This window comes from Neisseria sp. Ec49-e6-T10 (assembly GCF_051132615.1).
In the GTDB taxonomy this organism is placed as follows: Bacteria; Pseudomonadota; Gammaproteobacteria; order Burkholderiales; family Neisseriaceae.
In genome coordinates this window covers 2,506,625-2,532,729 of sequence record NZ_CP152375.1, presented here as the reverse complement: position 1 = coordinate 2,532,729, position 26,105 = coordinate 2,506,625, and the positions used below count along the sequence as shown (strand labels likewise).

The window sequence follows — 26,105 nt, the reverse complement described above, 5'->3', positions numbered from 1 at the left end:
TTGTTTATTTATCTAAAAAAGATAGGTCATTGACGGGCTAAATTGAGTTTGGTAAAAAAATGATGAATTGAGTCAATCCATTAGTAGATGTCACCGAAATACTCCCCTCATGAGCTTCGATAATGGACTGAACAATGGCTAAGCCAATTCCTGCACCCTCCCCATTCCTTTGCCTTGATTGATCGACTCTATAAAACCGATCAAATAAATGGGACAAATGTTCTTTTGAGATGGTTTTTCCTAAATTTTGGACACAAATACACACGGTTTGTTCTTGCACACTTAATGTTACTGTGACGCTCTGCCCCTTTGGTGTATAACGAATGGCATTTGATAACAGATTACTTAATGCTCTACGAATCATTAATCTGTCTCCATCTATCGTTGAAACATCTCCCAGTAAGGTCAATGTGACATCTCTATCTTCTGCCCATGCCTCAAAATAATCAAAGAGGTTTTCCAACTCTGCTTTTAAGCTGATTTTTGTTTTTTCTGGGATCAATAATTTACTGTCTGCTTGAGCCAAAAACAGCATATCATTAATCATTTTGGCTAAACGCCCATACTCCTCTAAATTAGAATACAAAATTTCTCTATATTCTTCGGTAGAACGTGCTTGGCTTAGAGCAATCTGCGTTTGTGTCGTTAAATTGGTAATGGGGGTACGCATTTCATGTGCAATATCGGCAGAAAAATTAGATTGTCGTTGAAACACATCTTCAATACGTTCAATCATATGATTAAAAGATGAAACCAATCCTATAAGTTCTCTTGGCACATTTTCAGATAATCTCAAATGCAATTGCTCTGAACCAATACGCTGAATTTGTGTATTAATTCGACGCAGCGGTGTTAAACCATGATAGACCAGCAAACATGAAACCAAAATCATCACCAAGCTGGACGACAGCATAACAGCCCATAAGTGTCTTCTGAACTCATGAATATAATGCAAATGAAATTCTTTATCCATGACCACCATTACGGTGTATGGTATCCTAGAATTATTTTGATTCATTGCTTTGAGCGCAATATGATATTGTTTATTTTGTGCTTGCCAAGTATAAAACTGTATATGATTGTTTGCTTGCTGTAGATATGTTTCAGGCACAACTACCTGATCACTTTGATAGATTATTTTACTTGCCTGAAAAATTCTGATGGCAATACTGCGATGATTATCCAGAATAGAATCTAAGTCTTTACGAATAGGATCATATTGATTATCTGTCACCAAATGGCTATTAAACACTTTTTGAATAGACTGTATCACCAGATTAAGCTCCAAGATATCTTGTTCATCAAAGTGCTGCTCTACTGAACGCTCAATAAACCAGCCAAAGACCAAAAAAATAAGTACATTAGCCACACCAATAAATAAAGTTAATCTTAAGATTAAAGATAATGGCCGCTTTACTGCGTTATTCATCAGTTGCTTCCAAAACATAGCCCATACCACGAACTGTATGAATTAATTTTGGCTCAAAATCATTGTCTATTTTAGAACGTAAACGACGAATAGCCACATCAATAACATTAGTGTCACTGTCAAAATTCATATCCCACACTTGTGAAGCAATCAAAGAGCGAGGTAATACTTCACCTTGATGGCGAACTAAAAACTCTAATAAAACAAATTCTTTATTGGTTAAATTGATCTTTTCTCCTTGACGGGTAACTTTACGACGGATTAAATCAAGCTTCATATCAGCTATCTCTAGTATATTTGATGAAACAGGTATGATGCCTCTGCGTAATAATGTTCTCACTCTTGCTAATAATTCAGCAAAATCAAATGGCTTAACCAAATAATCATCTGCTCCTAACTCCAAGCCTTTTACTCTATTCTCAACAGTCCCCATAGCAGTTAATAATAAAACGGGCATCACCTTACCTGCATTTCTTAAAGATTCTATGATTTTCCAGCCATCTAAATCAGGCAACATCACATCTAATATAATCAGATCATAATGTTCGGTCATCGCAAAGTGGTAACCATCTAGCCCCCTTCTTGCTAAATCTACGATAAAACCCGCCTCAGTTAACCCTTGACGCAGATAATCACCCGTTTTTATTTCATCTTCCACAATCAATAGTTTCATATTATGTTTTAAATCACAAGTTCATCCAATACAACATACTATACACAATCTTATTTAAGCCTGTCACCAAGATGACAAAATTGTCATAAATCCGTCACCGAAATGACCTTCAACAAACATTAAAATGTACTTTATAAAACTTAACCCGATTAGTAGATTAGGAGAACGACACATGCTTCACCATAAGATTTTCATCAGCTTATTAACCAGTAGTTTATTATTTTCTGGTTATGCCCTTGCTCAAGAACAACATAAACAAATGATGAACCATAAAATGCCTGAGCAAAACAATATGCATATGATGATGCAAGAGACCACTTTACAAGAATACATCAAACTACCAACAAATGAACCATTGAAACCTTTAGCACTAGTTAAAAACACCAGTAAAAAAGCGGGGGTTTTTGAAGCTACTTTAACCGCCAAACCTACTGATGTCACTTTAGCAACGGGTCAAAGTACACAGTTTTGGTTATACAATGATACGCTTTTACCTGTAATAGATACTCAAGTGGGTACCCAAGTCAACATTAAATTGAATAATCAATTACCACAAGAAACCACGATTCATTGGCATGGTTTAAGTATTCCTGCCGATCAAGATGGTAACCCACAAGACCCTGTAGCCATCAAACAATCACATATGTATCAATTTAAACTGACACAAAATATGGCAGGAAGTCATTGGTTCCACCCTCATACCCATAAAGCAACTGCTGAGCAAGTTTATAGAGGCTTAGCAGGATTATTTATTGTCAGAGACCCTAATGACCCATTACGCGACATTCCTGAACAAAACCTATTTATATCTGATCTGAAGTTAGATCCAAACGGGCAAATTGCCCCTAGCTCTATGATGGACAGAATGAATGGACGAGAAGGACAATATACATTGATTAATGGGCAAAAACAGCCTGAAATTTCGTTAAATGGCACTCAAAGATGGCGTATCTGGAATGGCAACTCTGCTCGTTACCTCAATTTGAATTTTCCGGAAGATCAAGTTGAAGCTTATTTAGTTAGCAATGATGGTGGATTATTAGAAACTCCTCAAGCCATTAACACAATACTCTTAACCCCTGGAGAGAGAGCTGAAATTGTACTGACACCAAAGCATACTGGCCATTTTAACCTAACCGCATTGGCATACGATCGTCAAAAAATGGGCAATGTACCACCAGAAAAAGACCTCATTTTAGGCCAAGTTAAGATGCAAAATGGACAAACCATCACCCTGCCTAAAAAATTAAGAACCATTGCTGATTTTGGCACCCCAACGGTTAAAAGACAATTAACCTACTCCGAAGAACATATGAACTTCTTCATTAATGGCAAAGAACATGATATGAACCGTATTGATATCCACACCAAAGTTGGTCAAGTAGAAGAATGGGAAATTTATAACAATTCTCATATGGATCATAACTTCCACCTTCACGGGACACATTTTTTAGTGAAAGAGTTTGAGCAAAATGGGCAAATCAAAAAACCTGAGTATAAAATGCTAAAAGATACAATAAATTTAAAACCTTATGAGAAAGCACGAATTATTACTGTACAAAATCAAAAAGGAATCCGAATGTATCATTGCCATATTTTAGAACATGAAGATGCGGGAATGATGGGGCAATTAGAGGCAAAATAATACTATAAAAATACTCATCTCTTTACTTGCCTACCTAAAAATAATAGAGGTTTTTATAGAATAATTATCCGTAACTTATTCAACAAAAAGCCACAATATAAATGCTTATATTGTGGCTCAACTTTGGGTTAAAACTAAAGTTTATTGCTCTTTAGCAATTTGTATTTTTGGCGAAGCGCTCCAAATACGGTATTTTACTTGTACATCTTTTGGCACATAAATCACCATAGGTAATTTACTGTTATAACGATACAATTGATTAATATTACCTATACGAACAAATGCTTTACGTTTTTGTTGATTAGGACACGCCATTAAAGTAGACATAGGACCTTTGACATCACTCACAACAAAATAATCATACCCCCAACCTTGTAATGTTTTGGTTTCAATAGTGCCACCTAACATTTGGCGATTACAATCAACCATTAAATCTTTACCTATTAATAGCTCTACTTTAACATTATCTTCATTTTTTAATGTAGGCAAATTAATCACATTACGGGTATAACCTGTTTCTGCTTTTGGGTAAGGAGCAACTTTTTCTAATGCAGTATTTGGTGCAGCCTGTACAGAGCCCATTGTCAATAATGCGGCTGAAAGCAGTGCTAATTGAGTCAATTTCATTTTTTTATCCTTCTCTAAATTAACTATATTGAAATAAATCTAACTTAATTACATATATCATATAGTGATCACTATTGAATACACAAGCCATTACTTGCTTTATTTGGACATTATCTTATCATATATATTTAAAATAATAATTAATATTTTAAATATAACCAGCAAACAAATTTCTATATTCTCAAAAAAACTCGACTGTATGATGTTATAGTTATAAATCAATTATGTTAAGTCCAACATTTTTGTTTCTCTTCCTAAAAAGATAATCGCCAAAATACCCAACACAATGGTCAAACAAAACACAATAAATATGAGAGAAATAGACAAATTTGCTGCAACAAAATAACCAACCATTAATGGCCCAAGTATCCCTCCTATACGACCGACAGAAGCTGCTAACCCAGCTCCCGTGGCACGAATAGCAGTGGGATATTGTTCTGGTGTATAAGCATAAAGTGCCCCCCAAGCACCTAAATTAAAAAACGATAAAAGCATGCCAAAAGCAATCAATTGCATGCTACTTGTCGCTTCACCAAAGAAGAAGGCACTCACAACAGTTCCAGATAGGTAAGTCACCAAAACAAACCTACGTCCCACCTTTTCAATTAGCCAGGCAGCAGTAAAATACCCAGGCAATTGGGCCAAAGTCATGACTAAAACATATTCAAAACTTTTAATTAAGGAAAATCCTTTCATCATGACAACACTGGGGAGCCATAAAAACATACCATAATAAGAAAAAACAACAGTAAACCAAACAATCCATAACATAATCGTTGATCGTCGGTACTCTGGTGCCCATAAAGCTTGTATTTTACACATTACGGATAATTTTTTATCTGCTGATTCAATACGCTCAAAATGATCCGACTCAGGTAAATTACGACGTAAATAAATAGTATATAAGGCAGGTAAGGCACACAATAACATCGCCGCACGCCAGCCCCACTGAGGAATCACAAAGTAAGCAATTAATGCCGCAGCTAACCAGCCAAAAGCCCAAAAGCTCTCTAATAAAACAACAATACGCCCTCTTTCATTTGCTGGTACACTCTCACTCACTAAAGTAGAGGCAACAGGCAGTTCTCCCCCTAAGCCCATACCAATAAAAAAACGCAAAATCATAAAAATCACTAAGCCCTGAGCAAATGCAGTTAAACCACTTGCTAAGCTAAACAAGAGCAAGGTAAACATAAATGCAGATTTACGCCCTCGTTTATCTGCCCATACACCAAAAACAAAAGCACCTACAGCCATTCCGATTGAATTAACACCACCAATCCAACCCAACTCAGTTGCACTTAAACCCCAATCCTGTTTTAATGCAGCCAAAATAAAAGACAATAATCCAACATCCATTGCATCAAATAACCAGCCTAAACCCGCAATAAATAATAATTTATTTTTAGAAACAACAGGCTGTTTCTGTATGATTTCTCCCATGAGTACTCCTTATATTGTAGCCCCTCATAAAGGGTAATTATTTAGTTTGCAAAATATCTTGATATAAAAATCATATCAAGGCAAGAATAAACAACAGAATAAAGTAAGCCGTTATAGTCAAACTATCATGATAGACAAAGAAAAAATGCTAGAGATTACTTTAGATTAAGAAAAATCAATACGATGCATTTATTTGTATCTCAGTTTATCAAGGTTTTATAGAGTAAAAAAAATCAGATAAAAACGATTGCCGTAGTTTAACTAAGAAAATTATTAACTCATATTACTTTAACAACAAACACCCCTTTTCATGCAAACTATTATTTTAAAAGAATTTGATAAAGATAACGATATCTTATTTTATTTGCTTTTCAATACTTATTTTCTGTAAAATGAACGTTGTCCTTACAAAAGCAATTTTAAAATATCATACTTAATACATGACAAACATAATAAAGACTCCTGCTCTTGGATTACTCATACTCATGAGCCTTTTGGCATGTTCTACTGAAAATAATACATTTGCGCAAAAAAGCGCACGCTTTGTATTCGGCCAAACAGTCGCACAAGAGTGTCAGGAACAAATCAACCAAAACCAAATTTTGGCAATTTTATTGGCCAATAAACAAGATAAAGTACAAGAAATTTGTCGCTGTGTCAGTGACGAAGCCTTTAATCAAGCGACCAATGAAGAAATCAGCACTGTTTTGACCAACCCAACAGAACGAAAAAAAACTGTGGCAACTGTAGCGGCAAACTCAGTTATTGTCTGCGCTCAAAAACTTAATTACTTTAAATAATCACTTTTACCATTAAAATCAGGAACTAATTATGCGCTATATCAGTACCCGTGGTGAGTTACCTCCTCAACATTTTTGTGACGTGCTATTAATGGGATTGGCACCAGATGGTGGTTTGGTTATGCCTGAACACTATCCACAAATTGATGATGCAACGCTGGCTCAATGGCGCCAATTATCTTATGCTGATCTTGCATTTGAAATTATGCGATTATTTATTACGGATATCAACGAAAAAGACCTCAAACAACTGGTTCACAAAACTTATACTGCTGAAATTTTTGGTTCTACCGATATTACCCCTGTTCGCTCTTTAAATGATGGCATTATTATTCAAGCTTTATCCAATGGCCCAACTTTGGCGTTTAAAGATATGGCCATGCAATTTTTGGGTAATATTTTTGAATATGTATTAGAGAAAAAATCAGCTCAACTGAATATATTAGGTGCCACCAGTGGTGACACAGGCAGTGCTGCTGAATATGCCATGAGAGGCAAAAAAGGGATTAATGTCTTTATGCTTTCTCCAAATGGCAAAATGAGTGCGTTTCAACGTGCGCAAATGTATAGTTTACAAGACAAAAATATTTACAATATTGCTGTTGAGGGTTTATTTGATGATTGCCAAGATATTGTTAAAGCTGTACAAAATGATGCTCAATTTAAAAACACCTACAAAATTGGCACGGTAAACTCAATTAACTGGGCAAGAATTGTGGCTCAAGTTGTTTATTACTTTAAAGGCTATTTAGCCAGTACCAATAATAATCAAGAAAAAGTCAGCTTTTGTGTACCCAGTGGTAACTTTGGCAATATTTGTGCTGGACACATCGCCAAACAAATGGGGCTACCTATTGATCGTTTAATTGTGGCGACAAATGAAAATGATGTCTTAGACGAATTTTTTAAAACAGGCCATTACACACCAAGAGGAACAGATAAAACCTATATAACCTCCAGCCCTTCTATGGATATTTCCAAAGCCTCAAACTTCGAACGTTTTATTTTTGATCTGAGTGGTAAAAACCCAGAAAAAATCAAAACATTGTGGAAACAAGTTGATGCAAAAACTGGCTTTAATTATGCAGAAAAACTAGATTCAATACACAATCAATTTGGATTTACTTCTGGCAAGAGTACTCATGCCGACCGTTTAAAAACAATTGCTCAAGTTTATGCACAAGATAAACAACTTATCGATCCCCATACTGCTGATGGCGTAAAAGTTGCACGAGAAGTACGCAAACCTAATGAAAAAATCATTTGTTTAGAAACTGCTTTAGCAATTAAATTTGAGGAAACAATTAAAGAAGCCATTGACTCTTCGGTTCATATTCCTGTGCCGACACCTTTAGAGGGGATTGAACAACTACCACAAAAAGTGAGCATCATACAAAATGATGCCAATCTAGTTAAAAGCTTTATTCAAAATGCTCTTGCATCCTAATATATGATGAAACTCAATATTTTGGGACACTTATGAGTAAAATTGTCCTCATTCGGCAGAAATACTCGGCTATGGGCGGAGCAGAGCGCTTTGTGAGTAGGGCTTTACAGGCTCTACACGCCCATAAGGATTTAGATATTCACTTAATCACGCGCAAATGGGAACCTCTTGCGGGAATCACAGCACATATCATCAACCCTTTTTACTTAGGTAATGTTTGGAGAGACTTCAGTTTTGCATATCAATGTCGTCAATTTTGGCAAAAAAATCATTTTGACTTAATTCAATCTCATGAACGTATTGCTGGCGCCCACGTTTATCGAGCAGGAGATGGTGTTCATGCTCACTGGCTAAAATTAAGAAGAGCTTCACGTGGCATAAAAGGCGCAATTGCGCAATTTTTCAATCCTTACCACCATTATGTTAAATATGCTGAAAAAGCTATGTTTACACATCCTGAGCTAAAAAAAGTTATTTGTAACTCGCATATGATCAAAAAAGAAATTCAAACTTATTTTGGTTTACCTGAGCATAAAATAACGGTTATTTATAATGGTGTCGACACTAAAACTTTTTCCCCTACCCTAAAAAAATACCGACAAGAAGTGAGGGCATCTTTAAAAATTAATGAACAAACCCCATTATTACTATATGTAGGCTCAGGCTTTGAACGAAAAGGCGTTGCTCGTGCATTAAAAGGACTTGTCCAAAACCCAGAAGTATCCTTGCTGATTGTTGGTCATGATAAACGTTTAAACCAATATAGATCTTTAGCCAAGAAATTGAACGTAGATACACGTTGTTTTTTTATGGGTAAACAAGAAAATATATTGCCTTTTTTAGGCGCGGCAGATGCCTTTATCTTACCAACTTTATATGATCCTTTTCCTAATGCCTGTATCGAAGCTTTAGCCAGTGGTTTACCTGTGATAACATCTCACACTTGCGGCGCATCAGAACTTATTACTGAAGGACAAAATGGCTTTATCGCAGATGCACTACAAGATAAAACATGGTCTAATGCCATTGGCAAATGGCTAATTGCCCATAAACAAAACGCCCAACAACTTAGTGAACATGCTCATATAAGCGTTGGCCAATTAACATTAGAAAACATGAGTAATGAGCTTGTCGCTCTTTACCAAACGCTTTTAGTTTAAGAACTTTATGAACAAAACAACCCAAACCAGTAGTTTTACTGCCAGTGTTGCACTTTATAAACGGCTGTTTAAGTATCTTCGTGGTTATTTCAAAATTTTTATCGTCAGCATGATTTCTTTATCTCTTGCTGCGTCTACTGAACCACTCGTTGCCATGCTGACAAAGCCGTTAGTAGATGAAGGTTTTGTACAAAAAAACCCCGCCGCCATGTACTGGGTGCCCTTGGCCATTATTGGCTTGTTTTTATTACGAGGTGTAACAGGCTTTATCAATGAATATACTGGCAGTTATTTATCTAATCATTTAGTACAAAGTTTAAGACAAGAGTTATTTGCTAAATTACTTGCCCTCCCCACTGCTTTTTATGATGATCATACATCTGGTCGCGTCGTTTCCCGCATTACAAATGATGTTACTCAAATCACAGCAGCAGGTTTTAATGTTATTACAGTAACCATCAAAGACGGTGTAACTGTAATTGGCCTATTAGGTGTATTACTTTATATTGATTGGCAACTAACTACGATTACCTTACTTGTCCTACCTGTTGTGACAATATGTGTTCGCTTTGTGAGTAAACGCTTACGTGGTCTATCCCGTAAAAACCAACAGCTAATGGGAGAATTAACACAAGTACTCAGTGAAAGCATTGATTGTTCAAAAGTAGTCAAAATATATGGCGGGCAAAAATATGAAGAAACTCGCTTTAAACAAGCGGCCATTTCCATTCGCCATAACAATGTTAAACAAACCAGCACTTCATCAATGAGTACAGGCGTCACCCAACTAATTATTGCCTGCGCTTTAGCTGTAATTTTATATTTTGCTATGCAACGAGCCAGTCAAAATAACTTTACTGCAGGTGATTTTTTAGCATTTTTAACAGCTATGCTTGCACTATTTTCTCCAATTAAAAGAATCACCAGTATTACCCAATCTTTACAACTAGGGCTCGCAGCAGCAGAAAGCGTTTTTGGTTTTTTAGACGAAACCAGTGAACCAGATGATGGTACAAAACTCCTAGAAGATACTCAAGGAAATATTCAATTTCATCAAGTTTCTTTTCGCTATCCAGCAGCCAGTACTAATTCAATCGATAACATTAGCTTAACTATTCCTTCAGGTAAAACAGTTGCCTTAGTAGGATTTTCTGGCAGTGGAAAAACAACCTTAACCAATTTAATTCCTCGTTTTTATTTACCAACTGATGGCTATATCAGTATAGATGGTACACCAATCAATGAGTTTCAACTCAAAAGCCTACGTGAGAAAATGGCATTAGTTAGTCAGGAAGTTGTGTTATTTAACGATACTGTAGCAGCCAATATCGCCTATGGTAAATTTGGTGCAACAGAAGAAGAAATTAAAGCCGCAGCTATTGCCGCAAATGCGCTTGAATTTATCAATACCATGCCAGAAGGTTTTAACACCTTAATTGGTGAAAATGGTGTGCGTTTATCTGGTGGGCAACGTCAACGTTTGGCTATCGCCAGAGCCTTGCTGAAAAACGCGCCTATTCTAATATTGGATGAAGCCACCAGTGCCTTGGATACTCAATCTGAACGTTTGGTACAAGCTGCCTTAGATAATTTGATGCAAAATCGTACAACATTAGTGGTGGCTCATCGCTTATCTACCATTGAAAACGCAGATATGATCGTTGTGATGCATCAAGGACAAATTATTGAACAAGGTACTCATCAAGAACTATTAGCCTTAGATGGACGTTATGCTAGCCTCCATAAAATGCAATTTAAAGAAAGCAAATCAACATTGGAAGAACCTTCTCCTTAAAATAATTAGTTATAAAAAAATGGTTTTATATTACTAGAAAACCAAACAAATATTCTATATAGTCATTTTTTTTAAAAGGAATAAATATGGCCGCATTTAATACCGTAAAAGTACTGAGTATTCACCATTGGAATGAAAACTATTTTAGTTTTACCACTGAACGAGATGAATCACTACGCTTTGAAAATGGACAATTTGTCATGGTGGGTTTAATGATTGATGGTAAACCCCTAATGCGCGCCTACAGCGTAGCCAGTGCAAATTACGAAGAACACCTAGAGTTCTTTAGTATTAAAGTACCTGACGGCCCATTAACCAGTCACCTACAACATATAAAAGTAGGAGATGATATTTTAATCAGCAAAAAACCAACAGGAACACTTGTATTAAGTGATTTAAACCCAGGTCGAAACATTTATTTATTGTCTACAGGTACAGGGCTCGCACCATTTCTGAGTTTAACTAAAGATCCTGAAATATATGAATCCTATGAAAAAGTGATTTTAATCCATGGTGTTCGTTATATTAAAGACTTAGCCTATTATGAACGTTTCACCGAAACTTTACCAAATGATGAATTTTTAGGTGAAATGATTCAGGAAAAACTTGTTTACTACCCTACCGTGACTCGGGAAGACTTTAAACATAAAGGTCGTTTAACTCAGTTAATCACTAATGGGCAATTTTTTAAAGATACAGGCCTACCCATGATTGACCCAACTTTAGATCGTGCGATGTTATGTGGCAGCCCCGAAATGCTAAAAGATACCAGCACCATGCTCAACGACTATGGTTTTAAAGTATCTCCTAAAACCGGAGAGCGTGGCGACTACGTTATTGAAAGAGCGTTTGTTGAGCAATAAAACACCTCTTCAAAAGAAAGAGGCAATATTTTATTGCCTCTTTTTTTACGCTCATTATTGTGTTTATTTAAAAAAATACTGAATCGGTACAATTTTATCTTTGTCAAAATAGCTTAATATCCATTTTTATTCACAACATACATATACATTTACACAACAAAATCAAAATTTACGTCTTTTAACCATTCAATGTATATACAACTTGAGCTGTTATTGATAGAATGCATTCATCCTTTTGTAGTCTAGAAATCATAATGGTTTCTCCTTTGTTTTGCCCCACTTCCATGTGGGGTATTTTTTTACCTATAAAAAACCATCAATATAAATTTACTGAGCACAAAATTTATATATACAACTAAATTCTAGGTTATTTAAGTTGCCCAACAACGAATATCATTCAAACTCACCTTTTAATGATTAGTTCTGTATCCACATACTATAGACCAAATATAATAAATATTGATTTAAAATGCATTTTATATATAATTTGTGATAAAATTATTACCTTAACATCAAAAAGGTTAAAAGATGAATAATCTTTCTTTATCCAGAAATAATCTTAACAACACGCTTGATCAAGAGCAGGCTCAACCTATTTTACAAAAAGGATGGAAAAACTTAGAGACAAGAAGTTATCAAAAATCATTGAAAGTCGGTGATCATTTTTTAACAATAATTGTATCAAAAGATATTGGTAACTCTTATATAGTATTTATTGAGATTAATGGAAAAAGGCATTCAATAGATAATATTAGAGCGAATAATCTTGAAATGGCTTTAAATCAAACAGAAACGATTGCTTTGGAATGCATATCAAAACATGATCAAGCAACTTCAGAGACTTCTCCTCTATATAAGGAGATAAAATGAACAAACACTTTATCAATTATATAACTCCCTTAGCACTTCTTCTGACTATAATGGGCTGTGATAACAAAGAACCAGAAGAAAAATATAAACTTAAAGGTACCTGTCTTGAAGCCTATAATGTTTATATTAATACGCTTCACGATTTTGATCATGAAGAAAATACAATAAAAATTGAACAAGCAAAAAAACAAACAAAAATTCGTTTGAGCAAAACATCCGAAGAACAATGCCGAAATATACTTACGACAATGACAGAGTCCGCAAAATAATCAAGAACTATACTATAAAAAATAAAGCCCCTTTTAGAGGCTTTATTTTTTGTATTTTAATTTGCGGAGTTTTCTAATGCTTCTCCACCTTTTTGAATATCCTTACCGACACCTTTAACTGTATTACATCCAGCTAAAGCAAAGCATAAGACACATGTTGCAATAATAATTTTTTTCATTTTAGCTCCTTTATAAACATGATGACATCCAATGTAATCATCAATAAAAATTGGCCAATAAAAACTCATAACAAACAATCTTAAATCAGTACAACATCAAGCACTGTCGTCACTTTATGACCTCTTTCAACTTTAAAAACCACTTTTTGCCCATTTTCTAAACTTTTATATTGTTTTTCTCTTTTCTCATCCAACCAAATAATATCCAGCATTACTTCCCTAGAACCATCTTCAGGAATAATAACACCTAATCCCTTTTCTTGATTAAACCATTGAAAAAAACCAATCTTATTATTTATATTCATATAATTATCCTTATTATATTTTTCAACTAACCTGATAACAAAGAATATCAATAATTATTTTTTAGTCTTTCAATCATAGTTGGCTTACTTAAAAATATATATTGAAAAACCATGTATCAGGCCTACCTCTATTATCAATTATTTTTATCAAACAAAAAAATATCATAAAAATGATAAAAATAAACGTATAAAAACAACATGAACTATGAGTTGGCCTTAATTTTCTGATAGATAAATAGCACAACCAAAGCCCCAATAATAGCAACGACAAAACTACCTATATTGAAACCATCTACTTTTCCCATACCAAAAAACGTACTGATCCAGCCGCCAACAACAGCCCCCACCACCCCCAAAATAGTGGTAATGACTAAACCACTATTATTTTTACCAGGCATGATCCATTTCGCTAATGCCCCTGCGATCAAACCAAATATTATCCATGATAACAGGCCCATCATCTTCTCCTTTATATTTATAAAATGGTGATTTTATATTAACATTATATAAAACAAAAAACAAAAATTTTATATTTTTTTATAAAATTTTTATGTATAAAATATATAAAATTGATCAATATATCTTGATATAAACCTTATATTTTCACCGCTTAATAGTATATAAAGTGTTTAAGTAGTAAAAGAAAAAGGTCAAATAATTATTTAAGAGGCTCCTATATATGTATAAAATGATTGTGACTTGTCTGCCATTTTCCGATTGTTCCATGACGCAGCAGCAACCAACGAACTACCCGACAACACCAGAGTTGCTGATGCGCCAACCGTTATAGATCAAGAGGTTGCAGAAAACCACCAACTAGGCCATTAAATAGTAACACTTCAGAAACGGCTTGCTGAGTTGAATACTGAGTAAAATAAAGTTAACATCTAAACGTTATCAATATTTTTATTAAGAACACTTATGATAAACAAGATGAGCTTGGAAACATTATATAAGATCATTATTCTGCTATTAAAACGAAATAAAAAAAATTATTGGCTAGGCGAGACTAAAAGGCAATACCGTATTTTAGTAACAGATATAAATATTAAAAACAAACAAAAAGCTTTAGATGAGCTACACGAAATATTTCATCCGAAAGGCTTGATGGATGATATTATTTATGGTCGTTTTAAAGTTGAATGGAGTGGTTATAGATGGCACAAGCTTATAGATACTTTTTTTTCAAAAGCAGAAAAAATATTAGTAACTTTTAAGGCATAAATAAAAACTCCTTTAACTCAGGAGCTTTAACATCTAATCTACTGTATATCCATCTTTACTCATTTGCTCTTTAGCTTTTTGTATTTGCTTTGGAGAAGGGCTTTTCCCTGAATATGTTATAAATAAGGATTGAAACCTTTTATCTCTATTGTTATATAAATCAAAAATCTCATAATACTTTCCATTTGGTAGTACGCAAGCTATACCTATATAAGGGACGCGTATTTCAGCCCACCCTTCTTCTATACAGAACCCATCCATTTATACCGTGGCGGATGCAGATAAACTTATAAACATTAAATAGACGACTAATATCTTCTTCATTTCGTCCCTTTTTCCGATATTAATTTTTTTCTTCTCCAATTCTACCACAGCTACATTTATAGAGACGAGGTGAACAAAAATAATAGAAATCAACATTAAATATAGCTATTGGTAAAATATCGAATAAAATAAAATATTGTATTTACATCCCTATTATTTAAATTTTATGCAAATAAATTGGTATTTTAGATTATTACTGAAAATTTAGGTTGACTTTTATCATGTTGAAAGCATAGAAAAAACAAATATTAATTCTTATTAGAAGAACTTTTTAATATCGATTTTTTAAATACTATTAAAACCGTTATAGATATTGGTGGAGGTAAGCGGGATCGAACCGCTGACCTCTTGCATGCCATGCAGCACCTTAGCTTTTAAAACCTTTATTAATCAATAATTTGCGCCCCTTGCACAAAAAGCAAATACAACGATTTAAAAGGCTTTGCAACCATGTAAAATATAATTGTGGCACAAATTTGGCACACAAAAATATGATATCCTATATATATGAACTCTTACTTTTCATTCATAGAAGAAATACTCTCTTATGCTGCTCCCAGTAGCATATCTATTATTAAATACAAAAACGATTCAAGAACTGAAATCTTAGCTAAAAAAGCCAAGGCTCTAGGATGGGTTGTAAGCATTATCTACTTTAATGAAGTCACTATAAGGACTGGCTTGGAAATGTCGCAGATACGCCTGAAAACCGTGATATATGGGCTGAATACATGACAGATGATCTTACTCAACAAGCTTAAGCCAAATCTGAACACGATACCAGAATGGCTGAACTAGGATTAAAACCTTGCTCCATTGAAAGCGTATGGACTTATTACCCAAAACAGCATGAGTGTCATAATAAGAAATTTGTGAAGAAAAACTGATAAACTATACGTTATTTAATTAAGGATTAAGGGGAATATATGTTTTCTTCCAATCTAAGGTTCAAATCAAATCTTTTTCCAGTCATTCCAGGTGAAGACGAAAAAGTAAATCCGAAAAGATATGGAAAAAAGCTTACTGAGTGGTTAGCTAAAGAACTATCAACAAAGGGTTTTACAATTATTGATGTTTTTTCTGAAGATTTTGGTCGTGTGATTTGGGTAAAAGATGATGATTATAGATTATATGTTTGCTGCGGTAACGAAGATGAGGAAATAGATATATGGGTAGTCTTTGTGTCTGTTGAAGGGGGGAGATTTTTTAATCGTTTATTTGGTAAAGATACCAGAAAAGAAAAGATGGAAAAATTACTTAGTGCTGTCCGCTCATGCTTACAATCTGAAAATGGTATCACAGAGTTGACCGAAGAAAAATGATTAATTAGTGACAAAAAAATCGTTAATTTTAGCGTTGGTTTTGTCATTTTCTCTATGACAAAATAAATGCAAAACTGTGCCAAAAATCGCGCAAACTTACATATACTTATCTATAAATTTATATTATGTTAATTAAAAAATAGGCTGTTTTAGACCCACATTGATCCGCTTTAAAATTACACTATTACACAATCCGTAAATTAGGTATATCTGAATTCCGATGTACCATGGCATGAGTGTCATAATAGAATAAGGGGTTTATAAAAAATAATAGTTGAGTTCAAGTTAAATATCTTATAAAAACACAAAGGATAAAAATATATTATGTCTAATGATACTGTTAAAGCTCCACCTTTAATTGGTTTTCGATTTAATGGTCGATATGGGAGATTGAACTTCCTTAATGCTATATCTATTATATATTTATATGCATTTTTTCTTGATATAACCTATAAATTAATAGGTTATACAGTATCTAATGGCTATGACCTACTAGGTGCTGAAGTATTTTTAGTAATTTTTTTAGTTCCCTCAACAATTATTTTTTTTAGAGCATCTGTATTGCGCCTACATGACTTTAATCGTTCTTATCTGATTGCTGCTATGATAATAATTACTACTGGGTTGCTGGTGCTTGCAAAGATTACTGCTATTATAATCGTTATATTTGCGGTTATTTTAAGTGTTGCTTCTGGAAATAAGCAAGAAAATAGATATGGTTTGCCTTCTATACAAGGAAAAAATTACGGGCTTATCATAATAGTTTTAATTCAATCTTACTGGTCTTTTTTGTTTATGCAAACTATTAATGAAGCATTTAAAAATGGTTTGTAACCCTTATTTGCCACTTTATGGGCACCTATGTAATAGTCTTCTGTGTAGGGGCAGATGTGGAATAGATTTTTTATTTTAGTTAAAACATTATAAAAAAATTGTAAACTGAATTTAGCTTAAAACATCAAGCAATTTGTATTTATAAACATAATCATTAACTGTGGAGTTGAAAAAAGAGGTTTTTTCAATCTTAAAAATAGCTCTATCTCCCAGACTTAATTTGGCAACTTGGGGGAATAAATCACTCTTATACATTACTTTTATCTTGTGCTCATTATCAGGTGTAATTTCAATTCTACCAGTTTCACTTAGTAAATTAACTACACCTTTGATTGAAATCTCTATAACTTCTGGCTCATCAGTTTTTTCTAATAGATACTTAATTTTTGTAATTTCTTCTTTTCTACCTTTCCAGAAAAATTCATCACCATTCTTATTAGACCAAGAGCAATCCGCACTTAAATTTTCTTTATCTAACACAGATACAAACTCTTCGATGCTCTTTGCACTTTTATATCCAATATGATGAACAAGATCATAGAAATTTTCTTCATTTGCATTTAATAAAGCAAAAATAGTTTCTAATGTATTCGGCAAAAAAGAATCGCCGCCAAGATCGGCAGTCACATTTCCTGTGATATAAAGTTTTGTTGAGCCTACTCCTAAAGAAGATAATCTCAAATCTAAACTACGTTCAAAATTATCAATAGTTTCCCTATCTGGAGTATATTTGTTATTACTATGCAATTTCAAGGCAGCATTTGTAACAGCAGAACTGAAAGGGCTTGCAATTTTAGATAATAATTTTAGTGGTATAGATCCATTTTTAACTTGCTCTCCAATTAAGCGTAACTCTATTAAAGATTTTTCTTGCTCTGCTTCCGCAAGTTCTATTTGTTTAGCTAAATCTGAAACATGATCTTCTAATGAACGAACGCTCAATTTTAAAGCAAAATTATTTGGGTCATTTTGCAATGTACTTTTTTCATCAAAAAGTAGCTTGTTGATGTTTTCTAATCTATTTCTTAACTGCTCAAGAGCGCTCATACATTAAACTCCAAGACAAGAAATCCTTTTGCTGTTTCTCCATCCCGACAAAAACCAAACCACCCCCTCCAATAAGAAAGCATATGAACTTTCTCGCTTGCAACATAGTATGTGTCACAATTATATACTACTTTATTTATTTTATTGTTTAATAAAATATCTAATTGTTTTTGCTTATCAAGAGGCAAAGAGTTAATAATTTCCTCTGCAATTTCAATCACAATATCAATATCATTAGGTTCTTCTTTCTCTGTGCAAAACGAGCCATCAATCCAAATTTTTAAAGGAATACCCAATTCTTTTAGTTTTGAGAATAACTGACAAAATTGTTTAAACAATATTTCTCTTTTTGCGCTTTTTGGAAAAGGCTCCTTCAGTAAAAAATCAATCTCTTCCATAGTTATTTTTTTTATCCCAGGGCTAAATAATGGAGGGTATTCTCTCTTCATTTATATTTCCTAATATTTTTATCATATATTTATAAATAATATTTTATTATTATGTATAAATAAAAGAATACTAGCAACACAAATAAATTGTTTTTTTGAATAATAGGTATTATTCTTCCCCCATCCCTATAAATGTAGTGTGGTAGAATAGGGCATGAAAAAATTAATCTTACTACCATTACTATTTTTATCTTTTGCTCAGGCTGAAAATTTTGATACGATGTCCTGCAAAAATATTGATGTGCTAAATAAAGTGACATTATGTAGAGCAGAAATGTCGCCAATAATGCCCAGTCTTTTTTGACATGATCTTGACCAAGCCAAACACAAAATAGTCCATACGCAGCAATAATCAAAAATATAAGAATAGGTTGCCAATATTTAAGGAATAATTTAGCCATATTAAGTCCCTACCCTTAAAAACCCCTTGCAACTTGAGATAAGGCGTTTACGTTCATAAACCCCATCACCATCACGGCTCCCTGCAGAGTTCGTATTTCCTTCAATGGTGAAGATATAACTACCTTCGACCTTGGTGACAAAACCGCAATGACCTGTACCCTTACCAAAGTCCATAATAAAGATATCCCCTGCCATTGGTTTTGAAGCTTTGAGGTTTTGGCGTTGGTTCCATTGCATCAGAACACCACCCGTTCTATATAGCGGGTTTGCAGTTCTATATTCTTTGGCTGCTTGCTCTACACACCAGTACACAAAGGACATGCACCAAGCGTAGCCACCACCTAACCCAATTGAGGATAAGTATTTCTCTACGTCCTTGCCTTTATTTGAGTTTCTTGGAATCTCAACAACGCCAAGCTGTGTTTTAGCCACGCTAACGGCTTTCCATGCTCTTTTAATAGGGACTTAGGCAACTCAGGGAAAGCTTCATTAATCTCTTTTAATTCTTGTAGTTCTTTTTCTGAAAACTCTACTTTATTAAGCCCTGCTTTTTCTCGTAAAAAATTTGCAGCTTCAATAGCTTGCATTATTTTTAATTCTCTATCTTCTACTGTTAGTTCTTGAAACCAACGATCACTATCAGACCACTCATGAACATAACTTGCACTATTTTTGGTATCAAAAGAAGCTCCTAGGCTTGTCATCAAAACTACTGAGCCTAACTCGGCTCGCCACTCTTCCATACCATAGTTATAGTCGCCCTTACCAAAATTAGGCACATGCCCTACACCAAATTGGGGAGCCTTATTTTTTGTCGCATGAATCAACTCATGAGACAATGTCTGCATATACTCTTCTGGGGAGTTAAAATGATCTTTATCACAGAGGCAACATTAGCGAGTTGTTTAATCACTGCTTGAATGCTGCTGGCTATGGTCTTTTGAATAGAAACAATTTCATTTTGTTTGTTTTCAAAACGCTGCTCTTCCCGTGTCTGATAGTCTTGATACGACTGGCTATCAATAAATGATTCCAAATCGGACAAACTCCATTGTTTCAGCTCTGAAAACTGCTGATGAAATAGAATCATCAAGGAATAACAGGTGTTTCTAATGTCTTTTAATAATTGATAACGTTCTTTCGTTGAGCCAATCGCAAAACCGAAATCGGGCAGGTGGAATGGTTACACCTGCCTCACTTTCTCTTTGTATGGGTTCTTCTGTAGTCATTGTGGGTTCTTTTGCAATCTGAGCGGCACCAAGTAATAACCTTAGTTCGTTCAGTCGTTTTAAAAGAGGTAGTTTTTGCAGTGCATTTAACCCCTCTGTTGTTAGCCTTTTGACTATTGTTCTGTATTCACCAAGCAATTTAAGCTTGCTGATTAAGTCTGCTTTATCAAACACCATTATTTGTACCCCAAAAAGAAAATAACCTCACAAGGAATTTTCCCATGTGAGGCTATGTCATAATTTTGGTGTTCGCTGCCTAAAATCAGCATTTTCTATAATAATGCCAATCTAAATTTCCATCCTTTCCACAACTTTGACAGGCAACGGCAGTAAATATTCCCATTTAGGAGGAATAGAGATATTTGGTTTTCCATCCCAATAATCATCTGCATAAAGCATTGCAACTGCAAATGAGTTAGTTCTATGGAGCAGATTCATATCACCTTTGTGAATGTTCTTACTTAATGCCTTTACCCTAAATATTGCATACTTATTTGGACTCTCTTTATCCCTTTTTTCTAAAAACTCTTTTGCATCATCAATATTATCCCATGCAAACAATGATTCAAATCTTGAAGGTTTACCATTTTTTACTTGCCTTCTCTGTTCAAAAATTATTTCTATTAAATGTGAGTCAGGAATAAAAACGCCTTTTTCTATTTTCCCTTGTTCATTTAGTGACTTTGCTTCACGCCAAAAAAAATTCAATAAGTAATATTCCCCATGTTTAGAAAACCCTTTTTTATAAACTCCTTCAAAAAAAGAGACCAATTCAGAATTTGACTTAATACATTCTGGAACACTTGGTTGGGTCATACCAATATTTTGCCCAACCATTGTAATGTCTTTATTCCGAACAGAGTAAAACTCTTGGTCTATACTCATTAACTCTCCTTGTTATTAAAAACAATTGAACATTAAACGAGTATATATATAACAAATACATAAATATATTTAATTATTTTTAAGCCAATGTACTTTCTAATATAAAAATACTAAACTGAAGCCTCTTTCATTATATAATTCTCTGCAATTGGCACCGCCAGCAATATCTCGGTATATTTACCTATGGCCTTTTCTGCTAAAGACTCATACTCTGTACCTTGGACCTCTATAACAGCCTGTTCAAGGCTTGGGAATAATGTGTCATCGTCTAAGTTTATATTGCCAGCCAAAACATTATTTAGTAGATCAATGGTACTTTGCGATACGGTTGATTGTTCTTGAACCGTTTCTGGCTGAGTCATTGAAGTCTCTACTGGGATTTCTTCTTTATTCTCTGTAGTTGGTTCTAAATAGTCACTATCTGCTTGTACAGGTTCAGGTGATATGGTTGTTTCTTCGTTTTGATTGTTTGTTTGGGGTTCTTCTTTGAAGTCCTCTTGCTCCTGATCTGCAAAAATCTCTTTAACAGTTTGATCATCACTTAACTCATAAATGACACAAATCTGGGTTGTTCCCATGCTCTTATAGGGTTTGGAGATTTGAACGCCATTTTCAGCCACTTTTAAGTTGCCATTAGCACGATTTAAAGCAAGGCCAATTTGCTGTGATTTTCTATCTAATTGGGCATTCTTAATCACTAACGCATCAAAGACCGCTTGTAGTTTGTCGTAATCGATTATTAAATCAGTCATTTCGATACCCGTTATAGAACCAGTTAAATAAAAGATATTATCTAACGTGTAACGGTTGATTTATTTGAGTGTTCGCTTGTATGACTTACCCACATTTTTAGTGAGTAAAGCTGTGGATAAGTTTGTTATATGGGTTGATTGAATTAGATATATTCAGTTGATTAATTTTTAAGCACCAAACACAATTCAATCCCAATGTGCTATAATAAAAATAAATAATTTAGAAAGTTAAACTTATGGTACACATTAAAAATGAAGTAATTGTCAAAACGAAAGAAGAGTTAAAAACAGCAATACGTAACAAAGAGAACTTAATTATTGTTGAAGGAGCTTTAGCCAAGCACATTATTAATGCAAAGAAAATTACTACTATGAGTAAGTTTGCACTAGCTATTTTAATAGCTAGTGCATCTGCAATACCTTTCACTGGGGGAGCCAGTGCTATAGCAGGTGCTGTGGCAGCAGGTGGAGTATCTAGCTCTGTACTTATTACGGCTATTTTAGCACTTGGCACAGTTATGATATTCGCTATATATAAAGACTATAATGTCGTAGCAAAGTCAGGGAAAACTTCTATTTCCCTTGAAAGAAAACAAACAGAGCAAAAGGTGTAAGAGTCATAATTGGTGAGGCGGAAAGAAGTTTTTGTTGCATAGTCATCATTGAGCTTTAACAAACTGCCGGTACCCCGAACAGCACCCAACTTAACCCCCGAAGGTTTAGCCTTGATCTACTCCTTCTCCATAAAAGGCAACCCTTGAGTGTCACCTCAAGGTAGAAAAGTTAGATAACGGTAGTTAACCACTTTTAAATCCTCGTAGCCTCAATCTATCCTCTTCCGATCAAGACTTAATGGTGACACACTAAGCACAAATTGAGGATATACAAAAATTTGGCTAACATAGCTCTCCTTCTGTAATCCAAAAAGGATAAATGAAACACGATTATAATTTAAATGGAATTTATTTTCAAACAATTTAAAACCCTGTTTTATATCGGCTCCCCCGTATTGGCTCCAACCGTATTGACGTAATGTTTATGAGTATCACCAACATCCGTACCATTATGTCTTAGTTTTCCTTCTTTAACATTAAAGCCGCCTTTGGCCTCAACGCCTTCTGAACCTTCACCAGTATTCGCAATGCCGCCATTCATATTGGCTTGACTGACAAACGTTGCTTCGTCTTTAAACTCTGAAACCCCTTTTACTTCTATAGTTGTAAAATCAAGTATGAGTTTTGTTCCTTTGATTGTCACCTCCTGATCTGCATTAAGTTCGATATTCTCATGGTGCCATTTACGAAGCTTTATGATGTTTTCAGATGCCTTGTTACGCCTACCCACAAGAATCGGATAGTTTTGATCACCATAAAGGAAATCTACCCAGACTAAATCACCGACTATGATTTCTACCTCTGTATTCTCTGGCCTATCACCAAACGCATACATCAACTCAGCTTCAGGTAACTCATGAGCGCCACTGGTAAACCCTTCCATTTCGAACTTAACTTTTCTTTTGTCTCGGTCTATTGATTTAACCACTGCTGGATATAAAGCCATTTTATGTATTCCTTTTGCCAAGCCAGACACATGCAGATCAGTCAAAGACAAGACAATCAATTGGAACCCCTTTAAATGATGATGCTTTAAATATAATCATGTCCCAGAAGGAAAAACATAAACTATTTGTTTTTACCTATAAAGACATGCCCATCAAAAATGCTAATGCAAGTGCATTTAAAAAAGCAGTTAAGCGTGCTGGACTTGGAGACTTTCATTTTCATGATTTGCGGCATACATGGGCGACTAGACATATTATGTCAGGAACCTCACAGTATGAACTTCAAGAATTAGGAGGATGGAGTAGTCCGAAAACAATGAGGAAATATGCTCATTTAAGCACAACGTTTTTACTAGACGTTGCCAACAACGTGTCAAAGGCTGGCACAAAATTGGCACAAAACAAATTTCATTAAAAAAGGCCACTTGGCAGAGTGACCTAATTTGATGATATAAAAAGCTCTTTTGGTGGAGGTAAGCGGGATCGAACCGCTGACCTCTTGCATGCCATGCAAGCGCTCTACCAACTGAGCTATACCCCCAAAGACAATACCAGTAAGGATTTCGTAAAAATATCAAAACTGGCTTATTAAACAATATTAGAACGCATTCTAATATCGGACGGATTATACGTCATTTTTTTTGTCGGGTAAAGTTAGTTTTACTTCACTAACTGGCGTTTCTTTTTTCTTGATGTAACCCTCCGTTGTCTTAGTATCACTATGGGCAGCAATCACGCTAAGTTGTTTAAGTTCAAAACCTGATAAAGATGCATCTGTTAAAGATTTTGGCCTGATATCTTTTAAAGTAATTCCTTTTATCCCCACTCTTTCACAAGCCCTATTCCATGCTGACCTTAAACCGCTTGCCGTAAATGGCTCACCTTTTTTGGTCACAAAAACATATTCAATTTCTTTGTTTGTTAAGCTTTTGACTACATCTAAAATATCTTTAATTTCTGGTGTCATTTGTGCAATAACATCTATAGTGTCCTGATCATGTACAATTACCTGCCCCGAAGGGGTCCATGGTTCTTTTAAAAAATCATCTAAAGCACCGCCTGAACACAAACCACACAGCAATAAAAAAAACGGCACAAGGCCGCATATAATTGGTATTTTCATAGTCACTTCCTAAAAAATTACTTTATGTTATGGTAAAATCATTCTCATGAAAAAAAACATATGGTTTATCTTTCTCATCTTATACATCATATTTATGCTTGTCCTGTCTGGTGCTGAAATATTAGCTACGGCATTAAGTAGTATGGCTACACTTGGTGCTGGTCACTGCCCAAGACTTATATCAGCAGAAAAAATAATGACAATATGCTTAATTGCATTTTGCCTAAGAATACTATTATCCTTATGTATGCTATTCTTCTTAATAAAAAACAAGCAACTATATGTAATAGTGGCTTTAGTTATAACTATGATTATAAATCTCTCTGTTTTCCCAATTATTTTTTATTCAGCTCCAGATATGGAAATATGCGAACCATTAAGAGTTCTTGAGCTTCATATGTCACCGCCACCAGAAGCAGTTGAGCCACTTGATTATGGTAATGAATAAAGTTATTCGATATTGTTCTAGAAATTTATGGTTACTATCTTATGAAAAAAATTGCATGGCTAAACTTTCTATACTTTTACTTCTTCTTCATGGTTTTATTATCAATATATGAAGTATTTTATGCTTTCTTCGTTAGTTCAGGCTCACATTGCCCACATGTTGTGTTAGGAGAGGCTTATTTATCAATATATGGAATGCTCATAATATGTTTTATAGCATTTTGTTTGAGGATAGTATCGGCCATATATATAATAAAAAATAAGCATGTATTGTTAATGTTGGCCTTAACAATAATTATTAACTTTTCTATCGATCCAATTCTTTCATACTCAGGGCCTAAATGTGAACAATATAGTGAGGAGAACCTTAAGGGATAGTCGTGATGGTGATGGAGTTTATGAACGTAAACGTCTAATTTCAAGCCGCAAGGGGTTTTTAAGGGTTGGGACTTAATATTGCTAAATTATTTTTTAAATATTGACAGCCTATTCTTATATTTTTGATTATTGCTGTGTATGGCCTATTTTGTATTTGGCTTGGCCAAGATTATGTAAAAAAAGACTGGGCTTTAAGTGAAGCCAAACGTATTCAGGCTGAGACTGTGGCAGCTCTTAAAGCTTCAGAAGATGCACGTAAGAAAGAACAAGCTGCAATTGATAAACATGCACAAAAACAGAAGGAATTGATCAATGAAAAAGAAAATACTAAGCTTGCTGCTGCCAATGCTGATAATGAGCTTAACAGGTTGCGCCAAACAATTACCAGTCTTAAACGTCAGCAATCCACTACCACCACCAGCCTCAGCGCATCTAATGAAGCCACTACCCAAAGCTGGGACTTACTCCAACAATGTGCAGAAAGATATACAAAAATGGGAAAAATCTCTGACGAACAGCGAGACGAATTAGCAGAATGGCAAGTTTATGGTCAGGTGATTGATGAGTTTAGAGAAAGTAATAAATAGCAAAAAAAGGAGCTATTATAATGATAGCTCCAAATG

33 protein-coding genes and 1 tRNA gene are annotated in these 26,105 nt (G+C 34.5%); 16 read left to right on the top strand and 18 right to left on the bottom strand.

Annotated features, from left to right (window positions below; genetic code table 11):
• Positions 1–37: 37 nt before the first annotated feature.
• Both AADH04_RS12630 and AADH04_RS12625 read right to left on the bottom strand, forming a co-directional pair.
• Entirely contained in the window at positions 38–1,429 is a 1,392-nt protein-coding gene (locus tag AADH04_RS12630; RefSeq protein WP_434777628.1) for a Cu(+)/Ag(+) sensor histidine kinase, read from the bottom strand.
• Entirely contained in the window at positions 1,422–2,102 is a 681-nt protein-coding gene (locus AADH04_RS12625) for a heavy metal response regulator transcription factor (protein ID WP_434777627.1), read from the bottom strand. Before AADH04_RS12625 ends, AADH04_RS12630 begins: the two co-directional genes overlap by 8 nt.
• 172 nt (positions 2,103–2,274) lie before the next feature.
• Here AADH04_RS12625 and AADH04_RS12620 point away from each other — a divergent pair, with 172 nt between their 5' ends.
• The gene (locus tag AADH04_RS12620) at positions 2,275–3,747 is read left to right on the top strand and encodes a multicopper oxidase family protein (RefSeq protein WP_434777626.1); all 1,473 of its coding nucleotides are present in this window, start codon (positions 2,275–2,277) and stop codon (positions 3,745–3,747) included.
• Between the two features lie 141 nt (positions 3,748–3,888).
• Here AADH04_RS12620 and eco read toward each other — a convergent pair whose 3' ends face one another.
• Both eco and AADH04_RS12610 read right to left on the bottom strand, forming a co-directional pair.
• On the bottom strand, positions 3,889–4,374 hold the full coding sequence (gene eco / locus AADH04_RS12615) for a serine protease inhibitor ecotin (protein WP_434777625.1): 486 nt from the start codon (positions 4,372–4,374) through the stop codon (positions 3,889–3,891).
• A gap of 222 nt (positions 4,375–4,596) precedes the next feature.
• Positions 4,597–5,817 carry an MFS transporter gene (locus tag AADH04_RS12610; RefSeq protein ID WP_434777624.1) on the bottom strand — a complete coding sequence of 407 codons (1,221 nt, stop codon included), beginning with the start codon at positions 5,815–5,817 and terminating at the stop codon, positions 4,597–4,599.
• Positions 5,818–6,302: 485 nt separating this feature from the next.
• Here AADH04_RS12610 and AADH04_RS12605 point away from each other — a divergent pair, with 485 nt between their 5' ends.
• The 7 genes from AADH04_RS12605 (at position 6,303) to AADH04_RS12575 (ending at position 13,021) form a co-directional block, all read left to right on the top strand.
• The gene (locus AADH04_RS12605; protein WP_434777623.1) at positions 6,303–6,617 is read left to right on the top strand and encodes a hypothetical protein; all 315 of its coding nucleotides are present in this window, start codon (positions 6,303–6,305) and stop codon (positions 6,615–6,617) included.
• A gap of 31 nt (positions 6,618–6,648) precedes the next feature.
• The gene (gene thrC, locus AADH04_RS12600; protein WP_434777622.1) at positions 6,649–8,064 is read left to right on the top strand and encodes a threonine synthase; all 1,416 of its coding nucleotides are present in this window, start codon (positions 6,649–6,651) and stop codon (positions 8,062–8,064) included.
• A 32-nt stretch (positions 8,065–8,096) separates the two neighbouring features.
• Positions 8,097–9,224: a glycosyltransferase family 4 protein gene (locus AADH04_RS12595; RefSeq protein WP_434777621.1), complete on the top strand. Its 1,128-nt coding sequence runs from the start codon at positions 8,097–8,099 to the stop codon at positions 9,222–9,224.
• Between the two features lie 7 nt (positions 9,225–9,231).
• Entirely contained in the window at positions 9,232–11,019 is a 1,788-nt protein-coding gene (msbA, locus tag AADH04_RS12590; protein ID WP_434777620.1) for a lipid A export permease/ATP-binding protein MsbA, read from the top strand.
• Positions 11,020–11,105: 86 nt separating this feature from the next.
• A complete protein-coding gene (locus tag AADH04_RS12585; RefSeq protein WP_434777619.1) occupies positions 11,106–11,882 on the top strand; it encodes a ferredoxin--NADP reductase in 777 nt (258 codons plus the stop codon).
• A 528-nt stretch (positions 11,883–12,410) separates the two neighbouring features.
• Positions 12,411–12,752 (top strand): hypothetical protein, encoded by a 342-nt coding sequence (locus AADH04_RS12580; RefSeq protein ID WP_434777618.1) that lies wholly within the window; start codon positions 12,411–12,413, stop codon positions 12,750–12,752.
• A complete protein-coding gene (locus AADH04_RS12575) occupies positions 12,749–13,021 on the top strand; it encodes a hypothetical protein (protein ID WP_434777617.1) in 273 nt (90 codons plus the stop codon). Before AADH04_RS12580 ends, AADH04_RS12575 begins: the two co-directional genes overlap by 4 nt.
• 56 nt (positions 13,022–13,077) lie before the next feature.
• On the opposite strand, the gene AADH04_RS12570 is transcribed toward AADH04_RS12575, so the two are convergent.
• From AADH04_RS12570 to AADH04_RS12560, 3 genes are all read right to left on the bottom strand, one after another.
• Entirely contained in the window at positions 13,078–13,200 is a 123-nt protein-coding gene (locus tag AADH04_RS12570) for an entericidin A/B family lipoprotein (protein ID WP_434777616.1), read from the bottom strand.
• Positions 13,201–13,280: 80 nt separating this feature from the next.
• A complete protein-coding gene (locus AADH04_RS12565; RefSeq protein ID WP_434777615.1) occupies positions 13,281–13,505 on the bottom strand; it encodes a cold shock domain-containing protein in 225 nt (74 codons plus the stop codon).
• Positions 13,506–13,708: 203 nt separating this feature from the next.
• Complete coding sequence (locus tag AADH04_RS12560) at positions 13,709–13,966, bottom strand: GlsB/YeaQ/YmgE family stress response membrane protein (RefSeq protein ID WP_434777614.1); 258 nt, start codon at positions 13,964–13,966, stop codon at positions 13,709–13,711.
• Between the two features lie 238 nt (positions 13,967–14,204).
• On the opposite strand from AADH04_RS12560, the gene AADH04_RS12555 reads away from it, so the two are divergent.
• The 4 genes from AADH04_RS12555 (at position 14,205) to AADH04_RS12540 (ending at position 17,209) form a co-directional block, all read left to right on the top strand.
• A complete protein-coding gene (locus AADH04_RS12555) occupies positions 14,205–14,333 on the top strand; it encodes a hypothetical protein (RefSeq protein WP_434777613.1) in 129 nt (42 codons plus the stop codon).
• A gap of 105 nt (positions 14,334–14,438) precedes the next feature.
• Positions 14,439–14,729 (top strand): hypothetical protein, encoded by a 291-nt coding sequence (locus tag AADH04_RS12550; protein WP_434777612.1) that lies wholly within the window; start codon positions 14,439–14,441, stop codon positions 14,727–14,729.
• A gap of 1,250 nt (positions 14,730–15,979) precedes the next feature.
• Positions 15,980–16,375 carry a hypothetical protein gene (locus AADH04_RS12545; protein ID WP_434777611.1) on the top strand — a complete coding sequence of 132 codons (396 nt, stop codon included), beginning with the start codon at positions 15,980–15,982 and terminating at the stop codon, positions 16,373–16,375.
• Between the two features lie 324 nt (positions 16,376–16,699).
• On the top strand, positions 16,700–17,209 hold the full coding sequence (locus AADH04_RS12540) for a DUF805 domain-containing protein (protein ID WP_434777610.1): 510 nt from the start codon (positions 16,700–16,702) through the stop codon (positions 17,207–17,209).
• Positions 17,210–17,320: 111 nt separating this feature from the next.
• Here AADH04_RS12540 and AADH04_RS12535 read toward each other — a convergent pair whose 3' ends face one another.
• From AADH04_RS12535 to AADH04_RS12500, 8 genes are all read right to left on the bottom strand, one after another.
• The gene (locus tag AADH04_RS12535) at positions 17,321–18,256 is read right to left on the bottom strand and encodes a hypothetical protein (protein WP_434777609.1); all 936 of its coding nucleotides are present in this window, start codon (positions 18,254–18,256) and stop codon (positions 17,321–17,323) included.
• Complete coding sequence (locus AADH04_RS12530) at positions 18,253–18,705, bottom strand: DUF6932 family protein (RefSeq protein WP_434777608.1); 453 nt, start codon at positions 18,703–18,705, stop codon at positions 18,253–18,255. Before AADH04_RS12530 ends, AADH04_RS12535 begins: the two co-directional genes overlap by 4 nt.
• Before the next feature lie 29 nt (positions 18,706–18,734).
• The gene (locus AADH04_RS12525; RefSeq protein ID WP_434777607.1) at positions 18,735–19,106 is read right to left on the bottom strand and encodes a hypothetical protein; all 372 of its coding nucleotides are present in this window, start codon (positions 19,104–19,106) and stop codon (positions 18,735–18,737) included.
• A gap of 1 nt (position 19,107) precedes the next feature.
• The gene (locus AADH04_RS12520) at positions 19,108–19,539 is read right to left on the bottom strand and encodes a CHAP domain-containing protein (RefSeq protein ID WP_434777606.1); all 432 of its coding nucleotides are present in this window, start codon (positions 19,537–19,539) and stop codon (positions 19,108–19,110) included.
• Positions 19,476–19,955 carry a zincin-like metallopeptidase domain-containing protein gene (locus tag AADH04_RS12515; RefSeq protein ID WP_434777605.1) on the bottom strand — a complete coding sequence of 160 codons (480 nt, stop codon included), beginning with the start codon at positions 19,953–19,955 and terminating at the stop codon, positions 19,476–19,478. Before AADH04_RS12515 ends, AADH04_RS12520 begins: the two co-directional genes overlap by 64 nt.
• 261 nt (positions 19,956–20,216) lie before the next feature.
• Entirely contained in the window at positions 20,217–20,513 is a 297-nt protein-coding gene (locus AADH04_RS12510) for a hypothetical protein (protein WP_434777604.1), read from the bottom strand.
• A gap of 111 nt (positions 20,514–20,624) precedes the next feature.
• Entirely contained in the window at positions 20,625–21,221 is a 597-nt protein-coding gene (locus AADH04_RS12505; protein ID WP_434777603.1) for a DUF2441 domain-containing protein, read from the bottom strand.
• Between the two features lie 110 nt (positions 21,222–21,331).
• The gene (locus AADH04_RS12500; RefSeq protein ID WP_434777602.1) at positions 21,332–21,973 is read right to left on the bottom strand and encodes a hypothetical protein; all 642 of its coding nucleotides are present in this window, start codon (positions 21,971–21,973) and stop codon (positions 21,332–21,334) included.
• Positions 21,974–22,209: 236 nt separating this feature from the next.
• Here AADH04_RS12500 and AADH04_RS12495 point away from each other — a divergent pair, with 236 nt between their 5' ends.
• Positions 22,210–22,587 carry a hypothetical protein gene (locus AADH04_RS12495; protein ID WP_434777601.1) on the top strand — a complete coding sequence of 126 codons (378 nt, stop codon included), beginning with the start codon at positions 22,210–22,212 and terminating at the stop codon, positions 22,585–22,587.
• 376 nt (positions 22,588–22,963) lie between these two features.
• On the opposite strand, the gene AADH04_RS12490 is transcribed toward AADH04_RS12495, so the two are convergent.
• Positions 22,964–23,593, bottom strand: a complete 630-nt coding sequence (locus AADH04_RS12490; protein WP_434779865.1) for a hypothetical protein — start codon at positions 23,591–23,593, stop codon at positions 22,964–22,966.
• Here AADH04_RS12490 and AADH04_RS12485 point away from each other — a divergent pair.
• The gene (locus AADH04_RS12485) at positions 23,548–23,949 is read left to right on the top strand and encodes a site-specific integrase (RefSeq protein WP_434777600.1); all 402 of its coding nucleotides are present in this window, start codon (positions 23,548–23,550) and stop codon (positions 23,947–23,949) included. The genes AADH04_RS12490 and AADH04_RS12485 overlap by 46 nt on opposite strands.
• 50 nt (positions 23,950–23,999) lie before the next feature.
• On the opposite strand, the gene AADH04_RS12480 is transcribed toward AADH04_RS12485, so the two are convergent.
• Both AADH04_RS12480 and AADH04_RS12475 read right to left on the bottom strand, forming a co-directional pair.
• Positions 24,000–24,075, bottom strand: a tRNA-Ala gene (locus AADH04_RS12480).
• 84 nt (positions 24,076–24,159) lie between these two features.
• On the bottom strand, positions 24,160–24,657 hold the full coding sequence (locus AADH04_RS12475) for a tyrosine-type recombinase/integrase (RefSeq protein WP_434777599.1): 498 nt from the start codon (positions 24,655–24,657) through the stop codon (positions 24,160–24,162).
• Positions 24,658–24,703: 46 nt separating this feature from the next.
• Here AADH04_RS12475 and AADH04_RS12470 point away from each other — a divergent pair, with 46 nt between their 5' ends.
• On the top strand, positions 24,704–25,105 hold the full coding sequence (locus tag AADH04_RS12470) for a hypothetical protein (RefSeq protein WP_434777598.1): 402 nt from the start codon (positions 24,704–24,706) through the stop codon (positions 25,103–25,105).
• Between the two features lie 511 nt (positions 25,106–25,616).
• Positions 25,617–26,069 carry a hypothetical protein gene (locus AADH04_RS12465; RefSeq protein ID WP_434777597.1) on the top strand — a complete coding sequence of 151 codons (453 nt, stop codon included), beginning with the start codon at positions 25,617–25,619 and terminating at the stop codon, positions 26,067–26,069.
• Positions 26,070–26,105 lie beyond the last annotated feature (36 nt).

Excerpts from the sequence above, each read along its gene's own strand:
- AADH04_RS12630 (WP_434777628.1), bottom strand. The coding sequence starts at position 1,429 with ATGAATAACGCAGTAAAGCGGCCATTATCTTTAATCTTAAGATTAACT.
- AADH04_RS12625 (WP_434777627.1), bottom strand. The coding sequence starts at position 2,102 with ATGAAACTATTGATTGTGGAAGATGAAATAAAAACGGGTGATTATCTG.
- AADH04_RS12620 (WP_434777626.1), top strand. The coding sequence starts at position 2,275 with ATGCTTCACCATAAGATTTTCATCAGCTTATTAACCAGTAGTTTATTA.
- eco (WP_434777625.1), bottom strand. The coding sequence starts at position 4,374 with ATGAAATTGACTCAATTAGCACTGCTTTCAGCCGCATTATTGACAATG.
- AADH04_RS12610 (WP_434777624.1), bottom strand. The coding sequence starts at position 5,817 with ATGGGAGAAATCATACAGAAACAGCCTGTTGTTTCTAAAAATAAATTA.
- AADH04_RS12605 (WP_434777623.1), top strand. The coding sequence starts at position 6,303 with ATGAGCCTTTTGGCATGTTCTACTGAAAATAATACATTTGCGCAAAAA.
- thrC (WP_434777622.1), top strand. The coding sequence starts at position 6,649 with ATGCGCTATATCAGTACCCGTGGTGAGTTACCTCCTCAACATTTTTGT.
- AADH04_RS12595 (WP_434777621.1), top strand. The coding sequence starts at position 8,097 with ATGAGTAAAATTGTCCTCATTCGGCAGAAATACTCGGCTATGGGCGGA.
- msbA (WP_434777620.1), top strand. The coding sequence starts at position 9,232 with ATGAACAAAACAACCCAAACCAGTAGTTTTACTGCCAGTGTTGCACTT.
- AADH04_RS12585 (WP_434777619.1), top strand. The coding sequence starts at position 11,106 with ATGGCCGCATTTAATACCGTAAAAGTACTGAGTATTCACCATTGGAAT.
- AADH04_RS12580 (WP_434777618.1), top strand. The coding sequence starts at position 12,411 with ATGAATAATCTTTCTTTATCCAGAAATAATCTTAACAACACGCTTGAT.
- AADH04_RS12575 (WP_434777617.1), top strand. The coding sequence starts at position 12,749 with ATGAACAAACACTTTATCAATTATATAACTCCCTTAGCACTTCTTCTG.
- AADH04_RS12570 (WP_434777616.1), bottom strand. The coding sequence starts at position 13,200 with ATGAAAAAAATTATTATTGCAACATGTGTCTTATGCTTTGCTTTAGCT.
- AADH04_RS12565 (WP_434777615.1), bottom strand. The coding sequence starts at position 13,505 with ATGAATATAAATAATAAGATTGGTTTTTTTCAATGGTTTAATCAAGAA.
- AADH04_RS12560 (WP_434777614.1), bottom strand. The coding sequence starts at position 13,966 with ATGATGGGCCTGTTATCATGGATAATATTTGGTTTGATCGCAGGGGCA.
- AADH04_RS12550 (WP_434777612.1), top strand. The coding sequence starts at position 14,439 with ATGAGCTTGGAAACATTATATAAGATCATTATTCTGCTATTAAAACGA.
- AADH04_RS12545 (WP_434777611.1), top strand. The coding sequence starts at position 15,980 with ATGTTTTCTTCCAATCTAAGGTTCAAATCAAATCTTTTTCCAGTCATT.
- AADH04_RS12540 (WP_434777610.1), top strand. The coding sequence starts at position 16,700 with ATGTCTAATGATACTGTTAAAGCTCCACCTTTAATTGGTTTTCGATTT.
- AADH04_RS12535 (WP_434777609.1), bottom strand. The coding sequence starts at position 18,256 with ATGAGCGCTCTTGAGCAGTTAAGAAATAGATTAGAAAACATCAACAAG.
- AADH04_RS12530 (WP_434777608.1), bottom strand. The coding sequence starts at position 18,705 with ATGAAGAGAGAATACCCTCCATTATTTAGCCCTGGGATAAAAAAAATA.
- AADH04_RS12525 (WP_434777607.1), bottom strand. The coding sequence starts at position 19,106 with ATGGCTAAATTATTCCTTAAATATTGGCAACCTATTCTTATATTTTTG.
- AADH04_RS12515 (WP_434777605.1), bottom strand. The coding sequence starts at position 19,955 with ATGCAGACATTGTCTCATGAGTTGATTCATGCGACAAAAAATAAGGCT.
- AADH04_RS12510 (WP_434777604.1), bottom strand. The coding sequence starts at position 20,513 with ATGGTGTTTGATAAAGCAGACTTAATCAGCAAGCTTAAATTGCTTGGT.
- AADH04_RS12505 (WP_434777603.1), bottom strand. The coding sequence starts at position 21,221 with ATGAGTATAGACCAAGAGTTTTACTCTGTTCGGAATAAAGACATTACA.
- AADH04_RS12500 (WP_434777602.1), bottom strand. The coding sequence starts at position 21,973 with ATGACTGATTTAATAATCGATTACGACAAACTACAAGCGGTCTTTGAT.
- AADH04_RS12495 (WP_434777601.1), top strand. The coding sequence starts at position 22,210 with ATGGTACACATTAAAAATGAAGTAATTGTCAAAACGAAAGAAGAGTTA.
- AADH04_RS12475 (WP_434777599.1), bottom strand. The coding sequence starts at position 24,657 with ATGAAAATACCAATTATATGCGGCCTTGTGCCGTTTTTTTTATTGCTG.
- AADH04_RS12470 (WP_434777598.1), top strand. The coding sequence starts at position 24,704 with ATGAAAAAAAACATATGGTTTATCTTTCTCATCTTATACATCATATTT.